General features: G+C 71.5%; 18 protein-coding genes and 3 pseudogenes. 11 read left to right on the top strand and 10 right to left on the bottom strand.

Annotated features, from left to right (window positions below; genetic code table 11):
• Window positions 1-338: 338 nt before the first annotated feature.
• The 5 genes and pseudogenes from ACZ63F_RS29375 to ACZ63F_RS29355 form a co-directional block, all read right to left on the bottom strand.
• A complete protein-coding gene (locus tag ACZ63F_RS29375; RefSeq protein WP_469715327.1) occupies window positions 339-2042 on the bottom strand; it encodes an NAD-dependent malic enzyme in 1704 nt (567 codons plus the stop codon).
• A gap of 173 nt (window positions 2043-2215) precedes the next feature.
• Complete coding sequence (locus ACZ63F_RS29370) at window positions 2216-2440, bottom strand: hypothetical protein (RefSeq protein WP_469715325.1); 225 nt, start codon at window positions 2438-2440, stop codon at window positions 2216-2218.
• A 108-nt stretch (window positions 2441-2548) separates the two neighbouring features.
• Window positions 2549-3277, bottom strand: coding sequence for a LuxR C-terminal-related transcriptional regulator (locus tag ACZ63F_RS29365; RefSeq protein ID WP_469715322.1), 729 nt, complete (start codon window positions 3275-3277; stop codon window positions 2549-2551).
• Window positions 3278-3317: 40 nt separating this feature from the next.
• A pseudogene (locus ACZ63F_RS29360) lies at window positions 3318-3566 on the bottom strand (response regulator transcription factor); the annotation flags it as partial.
• A pseudogene (locus ACZ63F_RS29355) lies at window positions 3511-3939 on the bottom strand (serine hydrolase domain-containing protein); the annotation flags it as partial. The pseudogenes ACZ63F_RS29360 and ACZ63F_RS29355, both read right to left, overlap by 56 nt.
• Before the next feature lie 139 nt (window positions 3940-4078).
• On the opposite strand from ACZ63F_RS29355, the gene ACZ63F_RS29350 reads away from it, so the two are divergent.
• On the top strand, window positions 4079-5785 hold the full coding sequence (locus ACZ63F_RS29350; protein WP_469715320.1) for an RNA polymerase sigma factor: 1707 nt from the start codon (window positions 4079-4081) through the stop codon (window positions 5783-5785).
• A 54-nt stretch (window positions 5786-5839) separates the two neighbouring features.
• Here the strand turns inward: ACZ63F_RS29350 and ACZ63F_RS29345 are convergent, their stop codons facing one another.
• On the bottom strand, window positions 5840-6517 hold the full coding sequence (locus ACZ63F_RS29345; RefSeq protein ID WP_469715319.1) for a glycerophosphodiester phosphodiesterase: 678 nt from the start codon (window positions 6515-6517) through the stop codon (window positions 5840-5842).
• Between the two features lie 22 nt (window positions 6518-6539).
• A pseudogene (locus tag ACZ63F_RS29340) lies at window positions 6540-7696 on the bottom strand (adenosine deaminase).
• Window positions 7697-7810: 114 nt separating this feature from the next.
• On the opposite strand from ACZ63F_RS29340, the gene ACZ63F_RS29335 reads away from it, so the two are divergent.
• A complete protein-coding gene (locus ACZ63F_RS29335; protein ID WP_469715318.1) occupies window positions 7811-8551 on the top strand; it encodes a DUF4190 domain-containing protein in 741 nt (246 codons plus the stop codon).
• 198 nt (window positions 8552-8749) lie between these two features.
• Here ACZ63F_RS29335 and ACZ63F_RS29330 read toward each other — a convergent pair whose 3' ends face one another.
• Entirely contained in the window at window positions 8750-9322 is a 573-nt protein-coding gene (locus ACZ63F_RS29330; protein WP_469715316.1) for an NADAR family protein, read from the bottom strand.
• 208 nt (window positions 9323-9530) lie between these two features.
• On the opposite strand from ACZ63F_RS29330, the gene ACZ63F_RS29325 reads away from it, so the two are divergent.
• The 8 genes from ACZ63F_RS29325 to ACZ63F_RS29290 all read left to right on the top strand — a co-directional run bounded on the left by ACZ63F_RS29325 (window position 9531) and on the right by ACZ63F_RS29290 (window position 19263).
• A complete protein-coding gene (locus ACZ63F_RS29325; protein ID WP_469715314.1) occupies window positions 9531-11066 on the top strand; it encodes a gamma-aminobutyraldehyde dehydrogenase in 1536 nt (511 codons plus the stop codon).
• A gap of 52 nt (window positions 11067-11118) precedes the next feature.
• The gene (locus tag ACZ63F_RS29320) at window positions 11119-12354 is read left to right on the top strand and encodes an ABC transporter substrate-binding protein (protein ID WP_469715312.1); all 1236 of its coding nucleotides are present in this window, start codon (window positions 11119-11121) and stop codon (window positions 12352-12354) included.
• A gap of 7 nt (window positions 12355-12361) precedes the next feature.
• Window positions 12362-13507 carry an ABC transporter ATP-binding protein gene (locus ACZ63F_RS29315; protein WP_093498800.1) on the top strand — a complete coding sequence of 382 codons (1146 nt, stop codon included), beginning with the start codon at window positions 12362-12364 and terminating at the stop codon, window positions 13505-13507.
• Window positions 13507-14439 (top strand): ABC transporter permease, encoded by a 933-nt coding sequence (locus tag ACZ63F_RS29310; RefSeq protein ID WP_469715308.1) that lies wholly within the window; start codon window positions 13507-13509, stop codon window positions 14437-14439. Before ACZ63F_RS29315 ends, ACZ63F_RS29310 begins: the two co-directional genes overlap by 1 nt.
• Complete coding sequence (locus ACZ63F_RS29305) at window positions 14440-15240, top strand: ABC transporter permease (protein ID WP_123973793.1); 801 nt, start codon at window positions 14440-14442, stop codon at window positions 15238-15240.
• Between the two features lie 33 nt (window positions 15241-15273).
• Complete coding sequence (locus tag ACZ63F_RS29300) at window positions 15274-16701, top strand: NAD(P)/FAD-dependent oxidoreductase (RefSeq protein WP_469715304.1); 1428 nt, start codon at window positions 15274-15276, stop codon at window positions 16699-16701.
• Window positions 16702-16828: 127 nt separating this feature from the next.
• A complete protein-coding gene (locus tag ACZ63F_RS29295; RefSeq protein WP_469715302.1) occupies window positions 16829-17272 on the top strand; it encodes a hypothetical protein in 444 nt (147 codons plus the stop codon).
• 185 nt (window positions 17273-17457) lie between these two features.
• Window positions 17458-19263, top strand: coding sequence for a chitinase (locus ACZ63F_RS29290; protein WP_469715301.1), 1806 nt, complete (start codon window positions 17458-17460; stop codon window positions 19261-19263).
• On the opposite strand, the gene ACZ63F_RS29285 is transcribed toward ACZ63F_RS29290, so the two are convergent.
• Together ACZ63F_RS29285 and gabT are read right to left on the bottom strand one after the other, a co-directional pair.
• Window positions 19202-20059 (bottom strand): phosphatase PAP2 family protein, encoded by an 858-nt coding sequence (locus ACZ63F_RS29285; protein WP_469715299.1) that lies wholly within the window; start codon window positions 20057-20059, stop codon window positions 19202-19204. The genes ACZ63F_RS29290 and ACZ63F_RS29285 overlap by 62 nt on opposite strands.
• A 222-nt stretch (window positions 20060-20281) precedes the next feature.
• Window positions 20282-21616, bottom strand: a complete 1335-nt coding sequence (gabT, locus tag ACZ63F_RS29280) for a 4-aminobutyrate--2-oxoglutarate transaminase (RefSeq protein WP_352367051.1) — start codon at window positions 21614-21616, stop codon at window positions 20282-20284.
• 306 nt (window positions 21617-21922) lie between these two features.
• On the opposite strand from gabT, the gene ACZ63F_RS29275 reads away from it, so the two are divergent.
• Window positions 21923-24082, top strand: a complete 2160-nt coding sequence (locus ACZ63F_RS29275; RefSeq protein WP_469715298.1) for a type IV secretory system conjugative DNA transfer family protein — start codon at window positions 21923-21925, stop codon at window positions 24080-24082.
• Window positions 24083-24095 lie beyond the last annotated feature (13 nt).

Genomic DNA, 24095 nt, shown 5'->3' with positions numbered 1-24095 from the left:
ATGACGGGAGTGCCCGTCGGGCGCGGGGCTCGCAGCGTGGAGCGGCGAGGAACTGGCGTCGGCGTCCGGTCGGGCCGACTCCGTGATATCGGGCAGATTTTTTGCCTGCGTCGAGATTCTGACCAACATTGACCCACTCGTCTACCCTCCGGACGCGACGTTCGAAGACGGCGAGGGGAACGCGCGGCGCCCACCCGGCCGCCGGGGAGTCCCGGACGGCGAGGTGGGCGCTGGGCGCTGGTGGTGCGGGGGTTGTTTCGCCTGGGCGGCGGTGGCCGGTGGCCTGTGGGCCATGGGCAGGGCGGGGAGGGGGCAGGCAGCTGCTTGGCCCCCGCCGGTCAGACGGCCTTGACCGGTGGATACACCGGCTGCCACATGGCGGCCCTGACCCGCTTGTCGACGGAGTCGTCGACGGTCGTGCCGGCCACCCCGTCGGCGGCCGCGGCGCGGGCGACCGCCACGGCGACCGCCACCGAGGTCTCGCGCAGCTGGTCGGTGAGGGGCAGGATCGGCGCGCCGGGGCCGTCGGCGTCCGTCTGCTCGGCGACGGCGTGCGCGGCGGCGACCAGCATGCCGTCGGTGACCCGGGTGGCCCGGGCGACGATCGCACCGAGTCCGAGGCCAGGAAAGACCAGCGCGTTGTTGGCCTGCCCGATCAGGTACCGGACCCCGTCCCGCTCTACCGGGGCGAACGGGCTGCCGGTGGCGATCAGGGCGCGGCCGTCGGTCCAGGCCAGCAGGTCGGCCGGAACCGCCTCGGCCAGGTCCGTCGGGTTGGACATCGGCAGGATGATCGGCCGCTCGGTGTGGGCGGCCATCGTACGGACGATCTCCTCGGTGAAGGAGCCGCCCTGGCCGGAGGTGCCGATCAGGATCGTCGGCCGGACCCGCGCCACGACCTCGGCCAGCGCGATGCCGCCCACCTTCTCGTCCCGCTGCCAGTCGGCGACCTCGGCGGCCGGACGGGCGTAACGGACCTGGAAGTCGCGCAGCTCCTGCTGGTCCTCGGTGAGCAGGCCGTACCGGTCGACGGCGAAGATGCGGGCGGTGGCCTCCTGGGCGGTCAGGCCGTCGGCGACCATGGCGTCCCGCAGCTGGTCGGCGATGCCGATGCCGGCGGTGCCCGCGCCGAAGATCACCACCTGGTGGTCGCGCAGCGGCGTCCCGCTGGCCTTCACCCCGGAGAGCACGGCGGCGAGGTTGACGGCACCGGTGCCCTGCACGTCGTCGTTGAAGGTGAACTCGGTCGGGCGGTAACGCTCCAGGATGCGGCGGGCGTTGGCGGGGCCGAAGTCCTCCCAGTGCAGCAGGGCGTGCGGGAAGAGCCGGCGGGCGGTGCTGACGTAGGCGTCGATGAAGGCGTCGTACGTCTCCCGGTCCACGCGCGGATGCCGGTTGCCGAGGTAGAGCGGGTTGTCGAGGAGTTCCTGGCGGTTGGTGCCGACGTCCAGCATGACCGCGAGGGTGCGGTTCGGGTCGATGCCGGCGGCGGCGGTGTAGACGGCGAGCTTGCCCACCGAGATGTCGATGCCGCCCACCCCCCAGTCGCCGATGCCGAGGATCGCCTCGCCGTCCGTGGCGACGATCAGGTCCACGTCGTCCGGGCCCAGGCCGGCGGCCGTGAGCGCGCCCTCGATCTCCTCCGGGGCGTCGACCGACAGGTACACGCCGGCCGGACGCCGGTACTCGTTGCTGTAGCGCTGGATCGCCTTGCCGACGGTCGGGGTGTAGACGATGGGCAGCATCTCGTCGAGGTGGTCGCAGAGCAGGCGGTAGAAGAGCACCTGGTTGCGGTCGTGCAGCGCGGTGAGGTTGACGTTCTTGGCCAGGTCGGTCGGCTGTGCCGCGTACTGCTGGTACGCCCGCTCGGCCTGCTGCTCCAGGGTCAGCACCGCCGGGGGCACCAGGCCCACCAGGCCCAGCATTTGCCGCTCCTCGGGAGTGAACGCGGTGCCCCGGTTGAGGCGGGGCTGGGAGAGCACGGCACGGCCGCGGGCGGTGGTCTCCATGTGGCCTTCGCCGGCGTTCCACTGGGTCGTCATATCGGCTCCTTGCCGTTTCCGTATGGCTTCCAGGATCGCGTGCGGGGCGTCCCGAGTCGCTTCGAGCCGCTCCGGGACGTGCCGGGCGTGCCGGGTCGTGCCGGGCCGTGCCGCGTCGTGCCGGGCCGTGCCGCGTCGTGCCGGGCCGTGCCGGGTCGCTTCCGGGAGGCCGGTCAGCCGCGTCGGGCCGTGGCGTAGGCGCGTTCCAGCTCCGCGACCGTGCTGAGGAAGTCGGCGCCCTTCAGCCGGTCCAGGGTCTCGGCGGCGAGGCGGTCCAGGGTGGTCCAGAGGTCGGCGAGCGGCTCGCGGAGCGCCTCGCCGTCGGCGGTGAGCGAGACGACGAAGGCCCGGCGGTCGTGCTCGCGGCGGGCCCGCGCGACCAGCCCGGCGTCCTCCATGCGGCGGATCGACCGTGAGACCGTGGAATGCGTACGGAAACCCGTTGGCCTTCCTCAAGGCGCTGGACGGCGAGAGCTTCCAGGGGGTCGCGGCTGTTCCGCGGGGACCTACGCCGCCGGCCGGATCAGCCCCGACTCGTAGGCGAAGGCCACCGCCTGCACCCGGGCGCGGGCGCCGATCTTCGCGAGGACGTTGCTGACGTGGGTCTTCACGGTGGTCGGGGCGATGGACAGCCACTGCGCGATCTCGGCGTTGGTCCAGCCGGAGGCGACCGCGATCAGGACGTCGCGCTCGCGCCCGGTGAGGGCGCCGAGCCCCGAGGTGCGGGGGAGGGGGCGCACGGTGTGCTGCTGGCGTACGGCGTCGATGAGCGCGCGGGTCAGACCGGGCGTGATGACGGCGTCGCCGGCGGCCACCACCCGGATGGCCGCGGTCAGTTCGGCCGGGTCGGCGTCGTTGAGCAGGAAGCCGCCGGCGCCTGCCCGCAGGGCCGCCCAGGCGTCCGCCTCCTGTCCGGCCGCGGTCAGCATCAGGACCCGCGGGACGCGGGAGGCGGCCGCGGGCTCGCCGGTGAAAGCGGCGGTGGGGGTGCGGGTCCGGGCGGCGGGGCGGGCGATGCGCCGGATGGTGTCGATGGCGTCCGACCGGGACGGCCGGCTGTCCATGAGGACGATGTCGGGGCGGAGCGCGGCGCTCGCACGGATCGCCTCGTCCCCGTCCGCCGCCTCCCCGACGACCGTCAGGCCCGGCTCGGCGGCGAGGAGCATGCGCAGGGCGAGGCGCTGGAGGGATTGGTCGTTGACGACGAGTACGGAGACCGTGCCTGTCTTCTCCATGCGAGGTCCGTTCCGTGAACGAAACTGTTTCGTTCACATGCTACGCCTGGAGCCGCCGCACCGGGAGAGGGGGGTCCGGCTGCTTGGCGCGGACCAGTCCGGCGTCGTACGCCGTGATCACGGCCTGGACCCGGTCGCGCGCCCCGATCTTGGCGAGCACCCGGCCCACGTGCTCCTTCACGGTCGACTCGGTGAGGACGAGGCGCTCGGCGATCTCGGTGTTGTTCCCGCCCCGGCCGATGGCGACCAGCACCTCGCCCTCGCGGTCGGTCAGCGAGGCCGGCGGTGGTGGAGATCATGTCCCCGGCCGCGAACCGGTCCGCCTGGTTCCACTCGGTGACGTCCACGAACTCCGCCGTCCCGTCGGCCTTCGTCACCTTCTGGTAGCCGTGGTTGTGCGGGCCCCGGATGCGCGGGTCGGTGTCCGGGAAGCAGGTGTCCCGCATCCCGGCGGGCCGCAGCACCAGCCGCTCGGCCACCGAGGCGTACGACCGCCCCGTCACCTTCTCGACCAGCAGCCCGAGCACGGTGTAGTTGATGTTGAGGTAGTCCTCTTTCGTTCCGGGGCGGAACGCGGGCCCCTTCGCCACCGCCGACCGTACGACCTGCTCCGGGGTGAGCGTGTCGAAGCGGTGTGCGTACTGCGCCTCGAAGGAGTCGCCCCCCACCTCCTGTTCGGGTAGCCGGGGAACAGGGGGAGAGCCGGGGCGGAAAAAGTGTTATCGCGAACCCCGTGCTCCGTCTCCACACTGTGATCCCCGACATTGCCAAGGCCACCGCCCCGGCTGAGAGGGTGCGGTCATGAGGACGGACGTGCCGGTGTCGCGGCAGTGGCGGGCCACCGTCGCGGCCGCGCAGGCCGGCGACCGGCGCGCGCTGGACGAACTGGTCGAGGGCTGGCTGCCGTTGGTCTACAACGTGGTCGGGCGTGCCCTCAACGGCCATGCGGACGTCGACGACGTCGTCCAGGAGACCATGCTGCGTGCCGTCGACAACCTCGCCGCCCTGCGCGACCCGGACAGCTTCCGGTCCTGGCTGGTGGCCATCGCCATGCGGCAGATCCGGGACCGCGCGCGCCGCAGACAGGACAGGAAACTGGACGAGGCGGTCCCGGACGGCACCGCCGACTTCGCCGAACTCACCGTGCTGCGGCTCCAGTTGGAGGGGCAGCGGCGGGAGGTCGCGGAGGCCGTGCGCTGGCTGGACGCCGAGGGCAGGCAGCTGGTGTCGCTGTGGTGGCTGGAGGTCTCCGGCGAACTCACCCGGCGCGAACTGGCGGCTGCCGTCGGCATCAGCCGGCAGCACGCCGCCGTCCGCGTGCAGCGGATGAAGGAGCGGCTGGAGACCTCGCGGGGCATCGTGCGCGCGCTGGACGGGGCCTGCCCCGAACTGCGCGAGCTGACCGCCCGCTGGGACGGCCGGCCCGACTCCGTCTGGCGCAAGCGGCTGGCCCGGCACATCCGCGGCTGCGGCTACTGCGGCGGCACCCGCGGCGCCGTCGTCCCGGCGGAGCGGCTCCTGGCCGGGATCGCCCTGGTCCCGGTGCCGGCCGGCTTCGCGCTGTCGCTGGCGCTCGGCGGGAAGACGGCGGTGGCGGCCACCGCCGCCACGTCCGCCGGGTGGCCGGCGAAGGTGCTCGGTGCGCTGGCCAAGCCGGCCGTCGCGGTGACCGCCGGGGCGACGATCGTGGCGGGCGGCGCGTACGTCGTCGTAGGGCCGCCGCGCGACCCGGCGCCGCGGACCGCGGTGTCGCCGACGGCCGCTGTCTCGCGTGCGGTACCGCGGGCGCCGGAGTCCACTCCCTCGCCGTCCTCTTCCTCTTCCTCCTCTTCTGCGTCCGCCTCGCCGTCCGCGTCCCCGTCGGCCTCGGCGGGCGCGGCGGCCTACGGCTCGGTCGTGGACGCGGCCGACGCGGCGCCGGACCCGGAGGCGAAGCCGGGTGCGCTGCCGCACCGGCCGGAGGGCGGGATCACCAGCAGCGGCGGGGCGCACGCGGTGCTGAACCACCGCGGTGACAGCGTGACGCTCAGCGGACAGGGCTATGTCCTGGTCCGCTGGCAGATCTCACCGCAGTACCGGGCCGGCAGCCTGGTCATGCCGTCCTGGACCGGGCTGAAGGGGAAGCTCTTCCACGTCGCGTCGGGGGGCGGGCGGCGCATGGACGACCGGGTGAGTACGACGGACACGTCCGCGACGGGGATGGGAAGCTCCTCGACCGGGTACGCCGTGCTGCCGGCCGGCGCCCAGCAGATGTGGCAGAACGAGTACTACTACGTCGACGGCAGCGTGACGTTCACGGTGAACGAACGCGGGGCCGACTACGGGGTGAGCGTCTTCCCGTCGTCGTGGGACGCGGTGGAGAAGGACGTGCTGTACGGGCCCCCGCAGGGGGCGATCCGGTACGGCCTGGTGCGGGACGACGGGACGGACGCGGCGCCGGTTCCGCAGTATGTGACGCGGTCGGTGCCTGCTGATGCGGCGACGGTGGCACAACGGTCGCGGGTTTAGCTCGGGCCGGTGGGGGTTGCTCGCGCAGTTCCCCGCGCCCCTCCGGGGGCGCGTTCAGCGGAGGGCGTCGAGTACGTCCACTCTGTTCGTGGTGATTGAGTCGACGCTCATCTCCAGCAGGCGGCGCAGGGAGCGGCGGGTGTCCGGGGTCCAGCAGGAGACCAGGTGTCCTGTGCGGTGGACGTGTTCGACCAGGGCGTGGTCGAGCAGGGTGAAGCGGTAGTTCAGGTAACGGGGGCGGATCACGTCCAGCAGCGCCGGGCGGACCGGCGCCAGGGTCTTGCGGGTCAGGGCGATCTCGGCGGACGGGTCGGCCGCCCGCACCGCCAGCATCGTGACGGCGTCACCGGTGTAGTAGACGCGGTCCGTCGCGTCGCACTCCCGGGCCACGGCCACGATCCGCGCCACCGCCCGCTCGCCCGGGTCGCCGGGCAGGTCGAGCATCACCCGGCTGCCGTCCGTCGCCGCCAGCGCCTCGGCGAGGGTCGGCACGCCGCCCGCGGTGAGGCCGCGCACCTCGTCCGCCGACAGGGTGTGCAGGGGGCGGTCGTGCTCCCACAGCCGCTTGAGCGTGGCGTCGTGCAGGAGGACGGGAACGCCGTCACGGGTGAGCCGCACGTCGGTCTCCACCGCGTCCGCGCCCCGGTGGAGCGCGGAACGCAGGGAGTCGAGCGTGTTCTCGCGAATGCGGTAGGGGTCGCCGCGGTGGGCCACGGCGGTCACGGTCTGCATGCGCCCATGCTCTCAGGCCTCGTCAGGGGGCGAGCCACGCCTTCGTGTACGCGTCGATCTCGGCGGAGATCCTCGCCTTGCCCGTCAGGTCCAGGAAGGACGCCTCGACCGCGTTCTTCGCGAGGTCCGCGAGGCCGCGCTCGTCGAGGCCGAGGAGACGGGCGGCGACCGCGTACTCGTTGTCGAGGTCGGTGCCGAACATCGGCGGGTCGTCGGAGTTGACCGTGACCAGGACACCGGCGGCCACGAAGTCCTTGATCGGGTGCTCTTCGAGGGTGCGGACCGCGCGGGTGGCGATGTTGGAGGTCGGGCACACCTCGAGGGCGATGCGGTGCTCGGCGAGGTGGGCGAGGAGCTTCGGATCCTGCGCCGAGCTGGTGCCGTGGCCGATGCGCTCGGCGCGCAGGTGGGTGAGCGCGTCCCAGACCGTGCCGGGGCCGGTGGTCTCGCCCGCGTGCGGGACCGAGCGCAGGCCGGCCGCGATCGCCCGGTCGAAGTACGGCTTGAACTGGGGCCGCGGCACGCCGATCTCGGGGCCGCCGAGGCCGAACGAGACCAGGCCCTCCGGGCGCAGCCGGTCGTCGGTCGCCAGCCGTGCCGTCTCCTCGGCGGCCTCCAGGCCCGCCTCGCCGGGGATGTCGAAGCACCAGCGCAGCACCGTGCCGAACTCGGCCTCCGCCGCCTTCCGCGCGTCCTCGATCGCGTCCATGAAGGCCCGCGCGTCGATCCCGCGCCGGGTGGACGAGAACGGGGTGATCGTCAGCTCGGCGTAGCGCACCTGCTGGCGGGCCAGGTCACGCGCCACCTCGTAGGTGAGCAGCCGTACGTCCTCGGGCGTGCGGATCAGGTCGACCACCGACAGGTAGACCTCGATGAAGTGGGCGAAGTCGGTGAAGGTGAAGTAGTCGGCCAGGGCCTCGGGATCGGTGGGGACCTTGGAGTCGGGGTGCCGCGCGGCCAGTTCCGACACGATGCGGGGGGAGGCGGAGCCGACGTGGTGGACGTGCAGTTCGGCCTTGGGCAGTCCGGCGATGAAGGCGTGCACGTCGGGCACATTGGGCACGTCGTGCGTGTCGCGCGGTGCTGCGGGGTCGGCGTGGCGGTCGGTCAAGGGTTCCTCCCCGGAACGGCGCGGGCCGCCTTGGGGCGGGGTACGGCCGTGGGGCCCTGCGCGGTGATCGGCTGATCGGTGACTCGGGGGTCATGGTAGGCCGGACGGCCCGGGCCGCGGTCCGGCGGGGCCGGGGCCGTACCATGACGGCGGCATGCGCAGGAGGAGGGGGACGTCGCACGATGGCTGACGAGGTGCCGGAGGCTTCGAAGATACGGCTGGACAAGGGGGAGGCCGCCGGGGAGGGGGCCGGCTCCGAGGCGCCCGCGGCACCGGTGGCGCCGCCGGCACCGGAGGCACCGCCGTCGGTGCACGACCAGCGGACGGTCGCGGCGGTACCGGGGCCGGACGCCCCCGCCGACGCGCCGCCGCAGGGCTGGGCCAACCCCTTCGCCGCGCCGTCCGGCACGGTGCCGGGTCCGCCGGTGAACCCCTTCGCGGCGCCGGGCCCGAACGGGCCGCCGAACCCCTACGCTCCGCCTGCGGCCCAGCAGCCGCAGAGTGCGGCGGTGCCGCCACCGCCGATCGCCCCGAACGGGCCGGGGCCGGTCCCGTACGGCTATCCCGGCCAGTATCCGGGCCAGGCGCTGCCGGCGTATCCGGCGTATCCGGCGGGGCCCGGGGGGTATGGCGCGTACGGCGGCTGGCCCGGTATGCAGCCGATGCCGAACAACGGGCTGGGCACGGCCGCCATGGTGACGGGGATCATCAGCGCGATCGGGTTCTGCATGGTGCCGGTCGCGTTCGTGATGGGGGTGCTGGCGATCGTGTTCGGCGTGATCGGGCGGAGGCGGGTGCGGCGGGGGGAGGCGACGAACGGTGGGCAGGCGCTGGCCGGGATCATCTGCGGGTCGGCGGGGCTGGTGATCATCGCCGCGTTCATCACGCTGATCGTGGTGGCGGGGAGCCAGGGGAGCCAGTAGGGGCCGCGTCGTTGTTCGGGTGCGGGCCGGTGGGGGCTGGTCGCGCAGTTCCCCGCGCCCCTTCAGGTGGGGCTGCTCCCGTCGGTCGGGAGTCCTGCGTTCCTTCAGGTGGGGCAGCTCCCGTCGCCTTCGGCCGGAGGTCCTGCGTTCCATTGGGTGGGACAGGTCCCGTCGGCAGGAAGTCCTGCGTTCCTTCGATCAAGCGGGGCCGGTCCCGTCGGGCAGGAGTTGGCTCCGCGCCGCCATCAACGCGAAACCGAGGAGGTTCAGGCCCCGCCACCGCGCCGGGTCCTGAGCCGCCGGGTCCGTCGCCGTCAGGCCGATGCCCCACACGCGGTCCACCGGGCTCGCCTCCACCAGGATCCGGTCGCCGGTCGCCAGGAGGAAGTCGCGCAGGTCGGGCGCGGCGCCGAACTTGTGGACGCTGCCCTCGGTGACGATGCCGAGGCGCTCGCGCTCCCATGTCGCCTCGTCGAAACCCCGGACCAGCCGGCCCGCCTTCTTCGCCTCGGCGGGGTGTGCCGCCGCCAGGACCGCGCGCTCCGCCTCCGCGTCCCCGAAGAGCCGGGCCTTCGCCGCCATCATCCAGTGCTCGGCGGTCGCGTATTCCACACCGTCGACCACGAAGGGTGACGGCCACCACTGGCTCAGGCAGCTCGCCGAGACCTGCCCGTCCGGCCTCGGCCGGTGTCCCCAGAAGTGCAGGTACCTGATCCTGGCCCCCGCCTGGACCGCCCTGATCAGGGCCTCCACAGAATCGATCTTCACCATGCACGCCAGTCTGGCAGCCACCACTGACACTCCGTCCCCCCTTTTCCCTGCCGACTCGACACCTGGTCGACAGATTCCGTCGCGTAACCAAAAGGCAACAACGGAATCACTTGTTGGTCGCCCCCTGCTCTGTCAGGATCGGCAGTCAAATCGAGCTGGAGCTACGCCACCCGCCTCTCGGGACGGGCGACGGCGGAGGAGAAGCGACATGGACAACCCGGGCACCGCCACCCCGGAGACCTTCCCCGCGCAGGAGCGGCTCGCGGGCGGCGCGCAGTACATCGCGGGACGGTTCGCCAAGGGCACGTCGGGACGGACCCACGCCGTCGTCGACCCGGCCACCGGCAGGGACGTGTACACGTACGAGCTGGCCGGTCCGGACGACGTCGACCGGGCCGTGGCCGCCGCGCGGGACGCCTTTCCGGGCTGGGCCGGGACGACCCCCGGCGACCGGTCGGACGCGCTGCACCGGTTCGCCGCCGTGCTCGCCGACCGCGCCGAGGAATTCGCCCGCGCCGAGTCCCTCCAGTGCGGCAAGCCGCTGAAGCTCACGCGCGAGTTCGACGTGCCCGGGACCATCGACAACACCGCCTTCTTCGCGGGTGCCGCCCGGCATCTGCAGGGCCAGGCCGCCGCGGAGTACTCCGGTGACCACACGTCGTACATCCGCCGCGAGCCCATCGGTGTCGTCGGCTCCATCGCGCCCTGGAACTATCCGCTCCAGATGGCCGCCTGGAAGATCCTCCCGGCGATCGCCGCCGGCAACACGATCGTGCTCAAGCCGGCCGAGCTGACCCCGCTCACGTCGCTGCTCTTCGCCGAGGCCGCCACGCTCGCCGGGATCCCGGACGGTGTGATCAACATCGTCACCGGGACCGGCAAGGAGGCCGGTGAGCACCTCGTCGGCCACCCCGACGTGGCCATGACCTCCTTCACCGGGTCCACCGGCGTCGGCAAGCGGGTCGCCGAGGTCGCCACCGCGACCGTGAAGCGACTCCACCTCGAACTCGGCGGCAAGGCCCCCTTCGTGGTCTTCGACGACGCGGATCTGGAGGCGGCCGTCAACGGGGCCGTCGCGGGTGCCCTCATCAACACCGGGCAGGACTGCACCGCGGCCACGCGCGCGTACGTGCAGCGGCCGGTCTACGAGGCCTTCGTGGAGCGGACGGCCGCCCTGATGGAGACCGTGCGGCTCGGGGACCCGTTCGCGCCCGGTACCGACCTCGGGCCGCTGATCTCGCACGCCCAGCGGGACCGGGTCGCCGCCTTCGTGGAGCGGGCGCGCGGCTACGCGCGCGTGGTGACCGGTGGAGAGGCCCCCGGAGGGGAGCTGAAGGCCGGCGCGTACTACCGGCCGACCCTGGTCGCCGACGCACCGCAGGACAGCGAGATCGTCCAGTCCGAGATCTTCGGGCCGGTGCTGGTCGTTCTGCCGTTCGACAGTGATGATGAGGGCATCCGGCTGGCCAACGACACCCCGTACGGTCTGGCAGCCTCCGCGTGGACCGGCGGCGTCTACCGGGCGAACCGCGCGACCCGCGAGATCAAGGCGGGGTGCGTGTGGGTCAACGACCACATTCCGATCATCAGCGAGATGCCGCACGGCGGCTACAAGGCGTCCGGCTTCGGCAAGGACATGTCGGCGTACTCGTTCGAGGAGTACACCCAGGTCAAGCACGTTATGTTCGACAACACGGCGGTGCCGCGGAAGGACTGGCACCGCACGATCTTCGGGGACCGATAGTCAGATCTCCGGCCGTTCGTCACGGCCCCCTTCCCGAAAGGGCACCAAGCGTATGAGGCAGTACGAGCCCGACCGCCCGACCCCGGTCGAAGCGGCCGCCATGCGGCGCAGTCTCCGCACCGGCCGGGCCGCCCTGGCCCGCCGGTCGTTCCTGGGCGGCGCGCTCGCGGTGGGCGGCGCCGGGGCGCTGAGCGCCTGCGGCATCCCCGCGGCCGGCAAGTCCCAGGGCGGGGTCTCCGCCGACGACCACTCGGCCACGGAGAAGGTCGTCAACTTCTCCAACTGGCCCGAGTACATCGACGTGGACGACAGCGGGAAGACGCACCCCACGCTGGACGCGTTCCGCAAGCGGACCGGCATCACGGTGAAGTACACCGAGGACATCAACGACAACGACGAGTTCTTCGGCAAGATCCAGCCGCAGCTCGCCGCCGGCCAGGACACCGGCCGCGACCTGATCGTCCTCACCGACTGGCTGGCCGCCCGCATGATCCGGCTCGGCTACGTCCAGAAACTGGACGCGTCCAACCTGCCGCACGCCTTCGCCAACCTGTCGGACCAGTTCCGCAGTCCCGACTGGGACCCGGGCCGCGCCTACTCGTACCCCTGGCAGGGCATCTCGACGGTCGTCGCCTTCAACAAGAAGGCCCTGAACGGCGTCGAGGTGAAGTCGGTCTCCGACCTGCTCGACAACCCCGCGCTCAAGGGCCGGGTCGGCCTGCTGACGGAGATGCGGGACACCGTCGGCATGACCATGCTCGACATGGGCATCGACCCGGCGACGTTCACCGCCGACGACTACGACAAGGTGATCGCCCGGCTCCAGAAGGCCGTCGACAAGGGGCAGATCCGCCGGTTCACCGGCAACGACTACACCTCCGACCTCAGCAAGGGCGACCTGGCCGCCTGCGTCGCCTGGGGCGGTGACATCGTGCAGCTCCAGGCCGACAACCCGGACGTCGCGTACGTCATCCCGGACAGCGGCTACATGACGTCGACCGACAACCTGATGATCCCCAACAAGGCGCGTCACAAGACGAACGCCGAACGGCTCATCGACTTCTACTACGAGCCCCAGCCGGCCGCGGAACTCTCCGCCTACGTCAACTACGTCAGCCCGGTCGCGGACGTGCAGCCGTACCTCGCCAAGATCGACAAGGGGGCGGCGAGCAACCCGCTGATCGTTCCCGACAAGGCCATGCAGGCCAAGTCCCATGCCTTCCGGGCCCTCAGCTCGAAGGAAGAGACGGCCTACCAGCAGAAGTTCGCGAAGCTCACAGGGGCGTGACGACACCATGACGACAGACAGCAGCGGCGACGTCCGCCTCACCGGCATCGGCAAGACCTACGACAACGGCTTCACCGCCGTACAGCCGATGGACCTGACCGTGCCGCAGGGCTCCTTCTTCGCCCTCCTCGGCGCCTCCGGCTGCGGCAAGACCACCACCCTGCGCATGATCGCGGGACTGGAGGAGCCGACCACCGGCACCGTGCACCTCGGCGACCAGGACGTGACCCATCTGCCGCCGTACAAGAGGCCGGTGAACACGGTCTTCCAGTCGTACGCCCTCTTCCCGCACCTCGACATCTTCGAGAACGTCGCCTTCGGCCTGCGCCGGCGCGGCATCAAGAGCGTGAAGAAGCAGGTCGAGGACATGCTGGAGCTGGTCCAGCTCGGCGAGCAGGCGCGCAAGAAACCGCACCAGCTCTCCGGCGGCCAGCAGCAGCGGGTCGCGGTGGCCCGCGCACTGATCAACCACCCCAAGGTGCTCCTCCTCGACGAGCCGCTCGGCGCCCTGGACCTCAAGCTGCGCCGCCAGATGCAGCTGGAGCTCAAGCGGATCCAGACCGAGGTCGGCATCACCTTCGTGCACGTCACGCACGACCAGGAGGAGGCCATGACCATGGCCGACACGGTCGCCGTGATGAACGCGGGGCGCGTCGAGCAGCTCGGCTCGCCGGCCGACCTCTACGAGAACCCGAACACCACGTTCGTCGCGAACTTCCTCGGCACCTCGAACCTGATCGAGGCCGAGGTCGACTCGAAGAGCGGCGACGACATCGTCCTCAAGGCCGGCGGCGGGAAGCTGGTGCTGCCCGAGGCGCGATGTTCGGCGCCGACCACGACCGGCGGCAAGGTGCTGGTCGGGGTCCGGCCCGAGAAGATCTCCCTCACCCACGCCGACGACGCGGGATCCATCCCCGAGGGCCGCAACCGGATCACCGGGAAGGTCGCCGACGCGAGTTTCATCGGCGTCTCCACGCAGTACGTCATCGACAGCGCCGTCTGCCCCGAGTTCGCGGTGTACGTGCAGAACGTCGAGCGCGACGGCCGGCTGGTCCCGGGCGCCGACGTCGTCCTGCACTGGAGCCCGGCGCACACCTTCGGCCTCGACGCCGCCCAGGACATCGACGCCGGCACCGAGGAGGAGGCCGCCTGATGGCCACGCTCTCCGAGGCGCCGCCGCCGCTCGCGCCCGCCGAACCCGAGACGAAGAAGGCCCCGCGCAGGCGCGGCAGGTGGACCCCGTACTGGCTGCTGCTGCCCGGCATCCTCTGGCTGGTCGTCTTCTTCGCGCTGCCGATGATCTACCAGGGGTCCACGTCGGTCCAGACGGGCTCCCTGGAAGAGGGCTACAAGGTCACCTGGCACTTCGCGACCTACTGGGACGCGCTGAGCGAGTACTGGCCGCAGTTCCTCAGGTCGGTGTTCTACGCCGCCGCGGCCACGATCCTGTGCCTGGTGCTCGGCTACCCGCTGGCCTACCTGATCGCCTTCCGCGCCGGGCGCTGGCGGAACCTGATCATGATCCTGGTGATCGCGCCGTTCTTCACCAGCTTCCTGATCCGCACCCTGGCCTGGAAGACGATCCTCGCCGACAACGGCCCGGTCGTGCACGCGCTGAACTCGCTGCACGTCCTGAGCGTCACCGACTTCCTCGGCTGGACGGCCGGCGACCGGGTGCTGGCCACCCCGCTCGCCGTGGTCTGCGGTCTGACGTACAACTTCCTGCCGTTCATGATCCTGCCGCTCTACACCTCGCTGGAGCGGATCGACGGACGGCTGCACGAGGCCGCCGGCGACCTGTACGCCAAACCGTGGACGACGTTCCGGAAGGTCACCTTCCCGCTGTCGATGCCGGGTGTGGTCTCCGGCACCCTGCTGACCTTCATCCCGGCGGCCGGTGACTACGTCAACGCCGAACTCCTCGGCTCGACCGACACCCGCATGATCGGAAACGTGATCCAGACGCAGTTCCTGCGGATTCTCGACTATCCGACGGCGGCCGCGCTCTCCTTCATCCTCATGGCCGCGATCCTCGCCATGGTCACCCTCTACATCCGCCGGTCCGGGACGGAGGATCTGGTCTAAATGCCCTTCGTCAACTGGCTCAAGAAGAATCTCGTCGTCATCGCGGGACTCCTGACGCTCGGATATCTCCTCCTGCCGAACGTCATCGTCACGGTGTTCTCCTTCAACAAACCGAAGGGGCGCTTCAACTACGAATGGCAGCAGTTCTCGCTGGACGCCTGGAAGCAGCCGTGCGGGGTCGCCGACATGTGCGGCTCGCTCTCCATCAGCCTGCGGATCGCCGCCCTGGCGACGATCGGCGCCACCGTGCTCGGCACGATGATCGCCTTCGCGCTGGTCCGCTACCGGTTCCGCGCCCGTGGTGCCGTCAACTCGCTGATCTTCCTGCCGATGGCGATGCCCGAGGTCGTGATGGCGGCCTCGCTGCTCACCCTGTTCCTCAACATGGGCGCCCAGCTGGGCTTCTACACCATCCTGATCGCCCACATCATGTTCTGCCTCAGCTTCGTCGTCACCGCGGTCAAGGCGCGCGTGATGTCGATGGACCCGCGCCTGGAGGAGGCGGCCCGCGACCTCTACGCCGGACCGGTGCAGACGTTCGTCAGGGTCACCCTCCCCATCGCGGCCCCGGGAATCGCGGCGGGCGCGCTGCTGTCCTTCGCGCTCTCCTTCGACGATTTCATCATCACCAATTTCAACGCGGGCTCCACCGTCACCTTCCCCATGTTCGTCTGGGGTTCGGCACAGCGCGGCACGCCCGTCCAGATCAATGTCATCGGTACGGCCATGTTCCTGGTCGCCGTACTGTTCGTCCTGGCATCGATGCTCATCAACAACCGCCGCAACAGGCAAAAGGCATAACCCCTTTGTTGACTCTGTAGGGAGTTGAAAATCATGGCCCCAAGCGCCATGAGCCGTCAGGCAGATTGGACCAAGTCTCTCTCCGAAGCACAGCCCGTCGCGTACTGGCTGGAAGACCCCGGCAAGCCCCACCCCGAGCCCGCGCTGACCGGCGCCGACACCTGCGACCTGCTGGTCGTCGGCGGCGGCTACAGCGGACTGTGGACCGCGCTCAACGCCAAGGAGCGCGACCCCGGGCGCGATGTGGTCCTGCTGGAAGGCCACGAGGTGGGCTGGGCCGCCTCGGGCCGCAACGGCGGCTTCTGCGCCGCCTCCCTCACCCACGGGCTGCCCAACGGCCTCGCCCGCTGGCCCGAGGAGATCCACCGGCTGCAGGAACTGGGCCGGCGCAACCTCGACGAGATCGAGGCCGCCGTCGCCCGGCACGGCATCGACTGCGAGTTCGAACGCACCGGTGAGATAGACGTCGCCACCGAGACCTACCAGGCCTGGGAACTGCGCGACTGGCACAAGGACCTGGAGCGGCGGGGCCTCGCCGACGACATGGAGTTCCTCGACGCCGAGGCGGTACGGGCGCAGGTGGACTCGCCGACCTTCGAGGCGGGACTGTGGGACCGCCGGGGCGTGGCCATGCTGCACCCGGCCAAGCTCGCCTGGGGTCTCAAGCAGGCCTGCCTCGCACTCGGCGTCCGCGTCTACGAGCACACGCCCGCGCTCGCCCTGAAGGCCTACGGCGCCGGCATGGCCGTACGCACCCCGTACGGGGCGGTCCGCGCCCGGCAGGTCGCGCTCGCCACCAACATCTTCCCGAACCTGCTCAAGCGGGTCCGCGCCTACACCGTCCCGGTCTACGACTACGCCCTGATGACCGAGCCGCTCACCGCCGAACAGCTCGGCGCGATCGGCTGGAAGAACCGGCAGGGCCTCGGTGACTCCGCCAACCAGTTCCACTACTTCCGCCTCTCGGCCGACAACCGCATCCTGTGGGGCGGCTACGACGCCATCCACCACTACGGCGGCCGGGTGCGCCGCGAGTACGACGACCGTCCGGAGACCTACGCCAAGCTCGCCGGGCACTTCTTCAGCTGCTTCCCGCAGCTGGAGGGCGTCCGCTTCACGCACGCGTGGGGCGGCGCGATCGACACCTGCTCCCGCTTCTCGGCGTTCTTCGGCACCGCGCACCAGGGGAAGGTGGCGTACGCGGCCGGGTACACCGGCCTGGGCGTCGGAGCCAGCCGGTTCGGGGCCGACGTGATGCTGGACCTGCTGGCCGGGCAGGAGACCGAGCGCACCCGCCTGGAGATGGTCCGCAAGAAACCGCTGCCGTTCCCGCCCGAGCCGTTCGCCTGGACCGGCATCGCCCTCACCAAGTGGTCGCTGGCCCGCGCCGACGCGCACGGCGGCCGCCGCAACCTGTGGCTGCGGACGATGGACCGGCTGGGACTGGGCTTCGACAGCTGAGCCGGCTCGTCATGTGATCGAGTTCACTTCAACACGGTGCGGAAACCCGCGTAATGCCCCCGGAAGACCTCCCTCTCTCCTCGTGACGCGACGCCCGCGTCCACGGCTGAGATGGGGAGGTCTTCTGATGACTGGGGCGAAGACGGCGGTCGAATGGCTGGCATCCGTCGCACCGGATCCCGAGGCCTGCCGCTGGGAATGGGGGCGCAACCCGCGAGGGATCGCGCTGCTGCCCGCCGGCAGGGCCTGGGACGTACTGATCCTGCCGGGCGAGCTCGGCTATCCGACCCTCGACGTGCTCACCCGCGTCCTCGACCGGCCGGGACCCGTCCTGGTCGACTTCGGGGACGACCGGGTGGGCTTCTTCGTGCCGCCCGGCACGGCGGCCCGGTGGCTCGGCACCGGGATCCGCACGGCGGGCGCCGGCGCCTGGATCGTCGTGCCGTATCCCGGGCGGCCGACCCAGGGGGTGCGGTGGCTGGTGGCGCCGGACGGGTCGGGGACGCTGACGGATCCGGCACTGCTGGAGCTGGCCATGCACGAGGCTGCCGCCGGCTTGGCCGACGACTAGATGCCGGGGACTGGAGGTCGTTGGTCGGCTGCGGCTGCGTCGTGGCTGGTCGCGCAGTTCCCCGCGCCCCTTGCGGGGCGCTGTGCTGCGGGGGCGTCAAGAAGCGCAGCTCTTGACAGGGGGATTGGTCTGGACCAAATTGAGCGCGCACCCCACCTCCACATCCCCCATCCCCGGAGGCACTTGTGGTTCGCGCGAGACCTGTCCTCACCCTGCTCACGGCCGCGCTGCTGGCCGTACCCGGTATCACCGCGCTCTCGTCGGCCGCCCGTGCGGCCGACGCGGATCTCGCCGTCAACGGCGGGTTCGAATCGGGCCTCTCCGGCTGGAGCTGCACGGCGGGCAGCGGCACGACGGTCAACTCACCCGTGCACAGCGGCAGTTCCGCGCTGCAGGCGACCCCGGCCGGCAGCGACAACGCCCAGTGCGCGCAGACCGTGACCGTCAAGCCGAGTTCGCAGTACACCCTGTCCGGCTACGTCCGCGGCTCCTACGTCTACCTCGGTGCGAGCGGCACCGGCACCACCGACGTCTCCACCTGGACCCAGTCCGCCCCCGACTGGCAGAAACTCACCACCACCTTCACCACCGGCGCCTCGACCACCAAGGTCACCATCTACATCCACGGCTGGTACGGCACCGGCGCCTACTACGCCGACGACGTCTCGCTGGTCGGGCCGGGCGGCGCGACCACGGGCCAGCCGCCGGCCGCACCCACCGGGCTCACCGCGGGCTCGGTCACCTCCTCCAGCGTGGCGCTGTCCTGGACCGCGGTCACCGGCGCGACGAGCTACGCGGTCTACCGGGACGGCACCAGGGTTCAGACGGCGACCGGGACGTCGGCCACGGTGACCGGGCTGAACCCGTCGACGGCGTACAGCTTCCAGGTCACCGCCGTGAACGACGCCGGCGAGTCCGCGAAGTCGGCGGCGGTGACGGCCACCACGACCACCGGTTCCTCCGGCGGCTCCACCGGCCTGCCCACCCACGCCCTGGTCGGCTACCTGCACTCCTCCTTCGCCAACGGCGCCGGGTACACCCGGCTCGCCGACGTCCCCGACAGCTGGGACGTCATCGACCTGGCCTTCGGCGAGCCGACCTCGGCCACCTCCGGGGACATCCGCTTCAACCGCTGCCCGGTCACCGAGTGCGCGAACGTCGAGAGCGACGCCGACTTCAAGGCGGCGATCAAGGCCAAGCAGGCGGCCGGCAAGAAGGTGCTGATATCGATCGGCGGCGCCAACGGCCAGGTGCAGCTCACCACGACGGCCGCGCGGGACACCTTCGTCTCGTCCGTCTCGAACATCATCGACACCTACGGCCTCGACGGCCTGGACATCGACTTCGAGGGCCACTCGCTCTCCCTGGACGCGAGCGACACGGACTTCAAGAACCCGACGACGCCGGTGATCGTCAACCTCATCTCCGCGCTGAAGACCCTGAAGGCCAAGTACGGCTCGAAGTTCGTGCTGTCCATGGCACCGGAGACCTTCTTCGTGCAGATGGGCTACCAGTACTACGGCACCGGCAAGTGGGGCGGCCAGGACCCGCGCTGCGGGGCGTACCTCCCGGTCATCTACGCCCTGCGCGACGACCTGACCCTGCTGCACGTCCAGGACTACAACTCGGGCTCGATCATGGGCCTCGACAACCAGTACCACTCCATGGGCGGCGCCGACTTCCACATCGCCATGACCGACATGCTGCTCACCGGCTTCCCCGTGGCGGGCGACGCGGGCAACGTCTTCCCGCCCCTGCGTCCCGACCAGATCGCGATCGGCATGCCGGCCTCGACCAACGCGGGCAACGGCTACGTCGCGCCGTCCGAGGTCACCAAGACCCTGGACTGCCTGACGAAGAGGACCAACTGCGGCTCGTACACCACCCACGGCACCTGGCCGTCCCTGCGCGGCCTGATGACCTGGTCGATCAACTGGGACCGGTTCTCGAACTGGGAGTTCCAGAAGACCTTCGACGCGTACTTCGGCTGAGCAGCAGCCGCAGGGACGTCAGCAGGACGGTGGCCAGGCACCAGCCGGCCACCACGTCCAGCGGCCAGTGGTAGCCGCGGCGCACCAGGCCGTAGGAGACCCCGAGGACCAGGGCCGCGCAGACGGCGACGGCGGTGCGGCGGGCGGCGGCGGACGTGAGCCAGGGGAGGAGGAGCAGGGTCGCGGAGCCGTACGCGATCGCCGCCGTCGCCGTGTGGCCGGAGGGGAAGTAGCCGACCGCCGGGGGCACCACCGGGGTCCCCGGCCGGGCGGTCCAGTCCTTGAGCGGTACGACGATCGCCGGGACCAGGGCCATCAGGACGGCGGCGGCCGTGGGCGGCAGCCACCAACGGTCTGTACCGGTGGCACGGCCGCGCCGGGCGACGCCGACGATGACGATTACCAGGACCGGGATCGCGACCTGCACGTTCCCGAGGTCGGAGAGGAGTTCGGAGAACCGGTCCGGATGGACGAGTGCGCTGCTCAGGCGGCTGTCCAGGCGGAGCAGCGGGCCATGGGCCACGACCTGCCAGGTGATCAGCGCGAAGAGGAGGGCCGGCAGGCCCAGAAGCCCCACGAGTCCCGCGAGGCGAAAGCGAAGGAAGGAGGTCGGCCGCCCCGGAACAGGGGGGGTGGTTCCGAGGCGGCCGTCCGGATCGGAACGCCGCGCGCCCCGGGGGGTTTGGGGCGAGCGACCGTCCGATCGGTGAGGAGATCCGGAGCCGGAGGCGCCGGTTGTGTGCGCGAGGGCACGACCAGGTCGAAGCTGGGGAGGCCCCGGCCTGAAATCGCCCACAGTCCCCTGTGGGCGGGGTGTATCTCTCATCTGGGTAGAACCTACGGCAGGGTCCGGTGCCGCGACAGGCGGAATCGCGTCCCGTCATCCACCTCGCACACCTTCTTCACACGGCCTGACGGGGGCCGCCCCAGCCCCCCACATCACGCCAGGTGGGAGGGGTGGGGCGGCGGTGGCACACGGGTTCGAGACCCGTTGCGCGGGCTCGGCGGAGCCGGTGGCTTAGATCCGCGCGAAGGCCTGCTCGATGATGTCGAGGCCCTCGTTGAGGAGGTCCTCGCCGATGACCAGCGGGGGCAGGAAGCGGAGCACGTTGCCGTAGGTGCCACAGGTCAGGACCAGCAGCCCCTCCTGGTGGCAGGCCTTGGCGAGGGCCGCGGTGGCCTCCGGGTTCGGCTCCTTGGTGGCGCGGTCCTTGACCAGCTCGATGGCGATCATCGCGCCCCGGCCGCGGACGTCGCCGATGACGTCGAACTTCTCGGCCATGGCGGTGAGCCGGGGCTTCATGATCGACTCGATGTTCTTCGCCCTGGCGTTGAGGTCGAGCTCCTTCATGGTCTCGATGGCCCCGAGCGCACCGGCGCAGGCGACCGGGTTGCCGCCGTAGGTGCCGCCGAGCCCGCCCGCGTGCGCGGCGTCCATGATCTCGGCGCGGCCCGTCACGGCGGCCAGCGGCAGACCGCCGGCGATGCCCTTGGCCGTGGTGATCAGGTCCGGGACGATGCCCTCGTCCTCGCACGCGAACCACTGGCCCGTACGGCAGAACCCGGACTGGATCTCGTCCGCGACGAAGACGATGCCGTTGTCCGCGGCGAACTGGCGGATCGCCGGCAGGAAGCCCTTGGCCGGCTCGATGAAGCCGCCCTCGCCGAGCACCGGCTCGATGATGATCGCGGCGACGTTGTCGGCGCCGATCTGCTTGCCGATCTGGTCGATGGCCTGGGCGGCGGCCTCCGGACCTGCGTTCTCCGGGCCGGTGAGCCAGCGGTAGGCGTAGGCGACCGGAACCCGGTAGACCTCGGGCGCGAACGGACCGAAGCCGTTCTTGTACGGCATGTTCTTCGAGGTCAGCGCCATCGTGAGGTTGGTCCGGCCGTGGTAGCCGTGGTCGAAGACGACGACGGCCTGGCGCTTGGTGTACGCACGCGCGATCTTCACGGCGTTCTCGACGGCCTCGGCGCCGGAGTTGAACAGCGCGGACTTCTTGGCGTGGTCACCCGGGGTGAGCTCCGCGAGGGCCTCGGCGACCTCCACGTAGCCCTCGTACGGGGTGACCATGAAACAGGTGTGGGTGAAGTCGGCCAGCTGGGCGCTCGCGCGGCGTACGACGGCCTCGGCGGAGGCGCCGACCGAGGTCACGGCGATGCCGGAACCGAAGTCGATGAGGCGGTTGCCGTCGACGTCCTCGATGATCCCGCCGCCCGCGCGCGCGGTGAAGACGGGCAGCACCGAACCCACGCCCTGCGCCACCGCGGCGAGACGGCGGGACTGCAGCTCCTGCGACTTCGGGCCGGGTATGGCGGTGACGACGCGACGCTCCTGCGGAAGTGCGGTCATGGGGGCTCCCTGATGAGTGGTGCGAACCGATGCGTGCCGGGCGCGTCCCGTCCGGTTGCTCCGGTGGTGCGTTTTCGGACGCTTTCCTTCTTTCTTCGCAGGCTAGGGCCGGGTGTGGGAGGTGGGCATGCTCCATGTGGGCGTTGTCGGAGAGTGACGTTGTCCGCGATGGACATAGTGCGGTGGGGGGGACCGGTGTCCGGCCGGACGGCTCCTCGGCCGCGTAAGCGGTGAACTCCCCTTGCGAGGGCGTTAGATTGGCCGCTGACGGTGGACTGAAGAACGGCTGGTCAGGGAGCGAGAGCGATGGACAGCGACGGGACGCGGGACACGCGGCGTACGCATGCGAATCCCGTACCGCGTCCGGCGGCGCCGCAGGACGCGGGCGCGGTGCCGGCCGAGGCACCCGCGGTACCGCCACGGCCCACGGCGCCCCCGACGGCGGTACCACCGCTGCCGGACGGCTCGGCCTTCCTGACCTGGCTGCGCGCACCCCGGCCCGAGGCGGCGCCGGGGGTGTGGCGGCTCGGGTACCGGGCGCGAGCGGAGCAGGAACCCGAGGAAGTCCCCACGGTTCAGTTGTTGGGAGGGGCGCTGATCGCCTTCCTGGCGGGGTGGTTGGTCTGGTCCCTGCTGTTCAACGGCTACCTGGGCGGCTGGTGGTATCTGCCGCTCAACGTGATGGTCCCGGACTCCTGGGCGCCACCGAATTCGTTGGCGCGCGTCGTCCTCGGTTACACCTGGTATGCCATCACCGCGTTGGTCATCATCCTCATCGCCGGCCGCCTCGGCCGCTGGGGTGAGGTCTGGCGCCGCTACGGCCCGCAGGCCTGGACCCCGACCCACCCTCCCGTCGAACGACCACCCGTCCCCGAGCAGGACCCCGCCGAGTTCCCATATCTTCGTCAGGCCGGGGCGGACCACGCCGCCGACCGGCTCGCCGCCGAAGCGCGTTCCGGGCTGATGCGGGACGTGGACCACGCCCGGATCGCCCGCGCCTGGCAGGGCGTACGCAGCGGCCGGCACACCATGGCCACCTTCACCGCGGCCGTGGTCAAGGACGGCGCCGCCGCCTGCCTGCACCCCTCCGGCGAACGCGACCTGCCCGCCCGGCACGCCCGCCACGACCTGGTCACCGGCCAGGTCCGGCTCGGCACCACCGCCGACGACCCACGCAACCCCTACCGGTACCGGGGCACCGGCCTCGCCCTCGGCCCCGAACTGCTCGGCACCTCGCTGCTCGCCGTGGGCCCGGCCGGCTCCGGCAAGACCGGCAGCCTGGTCCGCCCGCTCGCCGAGTCGCTCTGCCTGCACGCGCTCGCCGGCCGCGCCTCCGTCGTCGTCGTCGGCGCGGCCGGCGCCGGCCTCGGACCCGCCGACGCCTACGACGTCGTCGTCCGCATCGCCCACCCCGAGTCCGTCTACGACCTCGACCTGTACGGCGGCACCACCGACCCCGACGAGGCCGCCGCCATACTCGCCGAGGCCCTCGCCGGCGACCTCGCCGACCCGCACCCCGGCAGCGACAGCCGCCGCTCCACCACCGTCCTCGCCCAGCTGCTCGGCCCGTTCCGGGCGGTCCACGGCCGCTTCCCCTCCGTCCCCGAACTGCGTCAGCTCCTCGACGGCGCCCCCGGCCCGCTCGCCGCGCTCCGCAAGGGTCTGACGACGACCGGACACGAGTCGCTGCTGCGCGAGCTCGACGCGCGGGAACGCCAGATGGGACACCCGGGGGACGTCGGCGCGGTCCTCGCCGACCGCATCGCCCTCCTCGACCGCCCGGCCTTCGCCGGCTTCTTCGACACCTCCGGCCAGTCCCGGCCCTTCTCCCTCAAGGCCCTCGACCACCCGGTCCGGGTCCGCATCGACCTGCCCGAGCGCGGCCACGCGGACGCCTCCCGCATCCTGGCCCGCCTGGTGCTCGCCCAGTTCACGGCGAGCGTCGCGGTACGGGACGACCGCTCGCTCTTCTCCTGCCTGCTCCTGGACGACGCGACGGGCGTGGTGACGCCGGAGGCGGTCCGCGCCGTCCAGCGGCTGCGCTCCGCCAACGCGGGCGTGGTGCTGACCCTGCGCACCCTGGACGACGTACCCCGCCCGCTCCGCGGCCCCCTGCTCGGCGCCACCGGCTGCAGGATGGCCTTCGCCGGGCTCACTCCCTGGGACGGGCAGGACTTCGCCGAGGTCTGGGGCAAGGAGTGGACCGAGGCCCGGGACGTCACCGACCGCCAGATCATCGCGGAGACCCCGGCGGGCAAGGCGCTGCACGTCGTACGCCGGGTGATCACCGGCAAGGCGGCCACGGCACGGGCCGTCACCGTCCGGCAGGTGGAGCGCGAGCGCTGGTCGGCCTCGGAACTGGCCCACGGTCTGCCACCGGGCCATGCGGTCCTCTCCCTCACCACCGTCAAGGGCGAGCACGCGCCCCCGCTGCTGGTGGACCTCAGGGCGGGCGGCCGGCTCTGAACACCGGGGCACA

The sequence above is a fragment of the Streptomyces sp. NPDC104761 genome (assembly GCF_055583445.1).
This window is presented reverse-complemented; position numbering and strand designations above follow the sequence as displayed.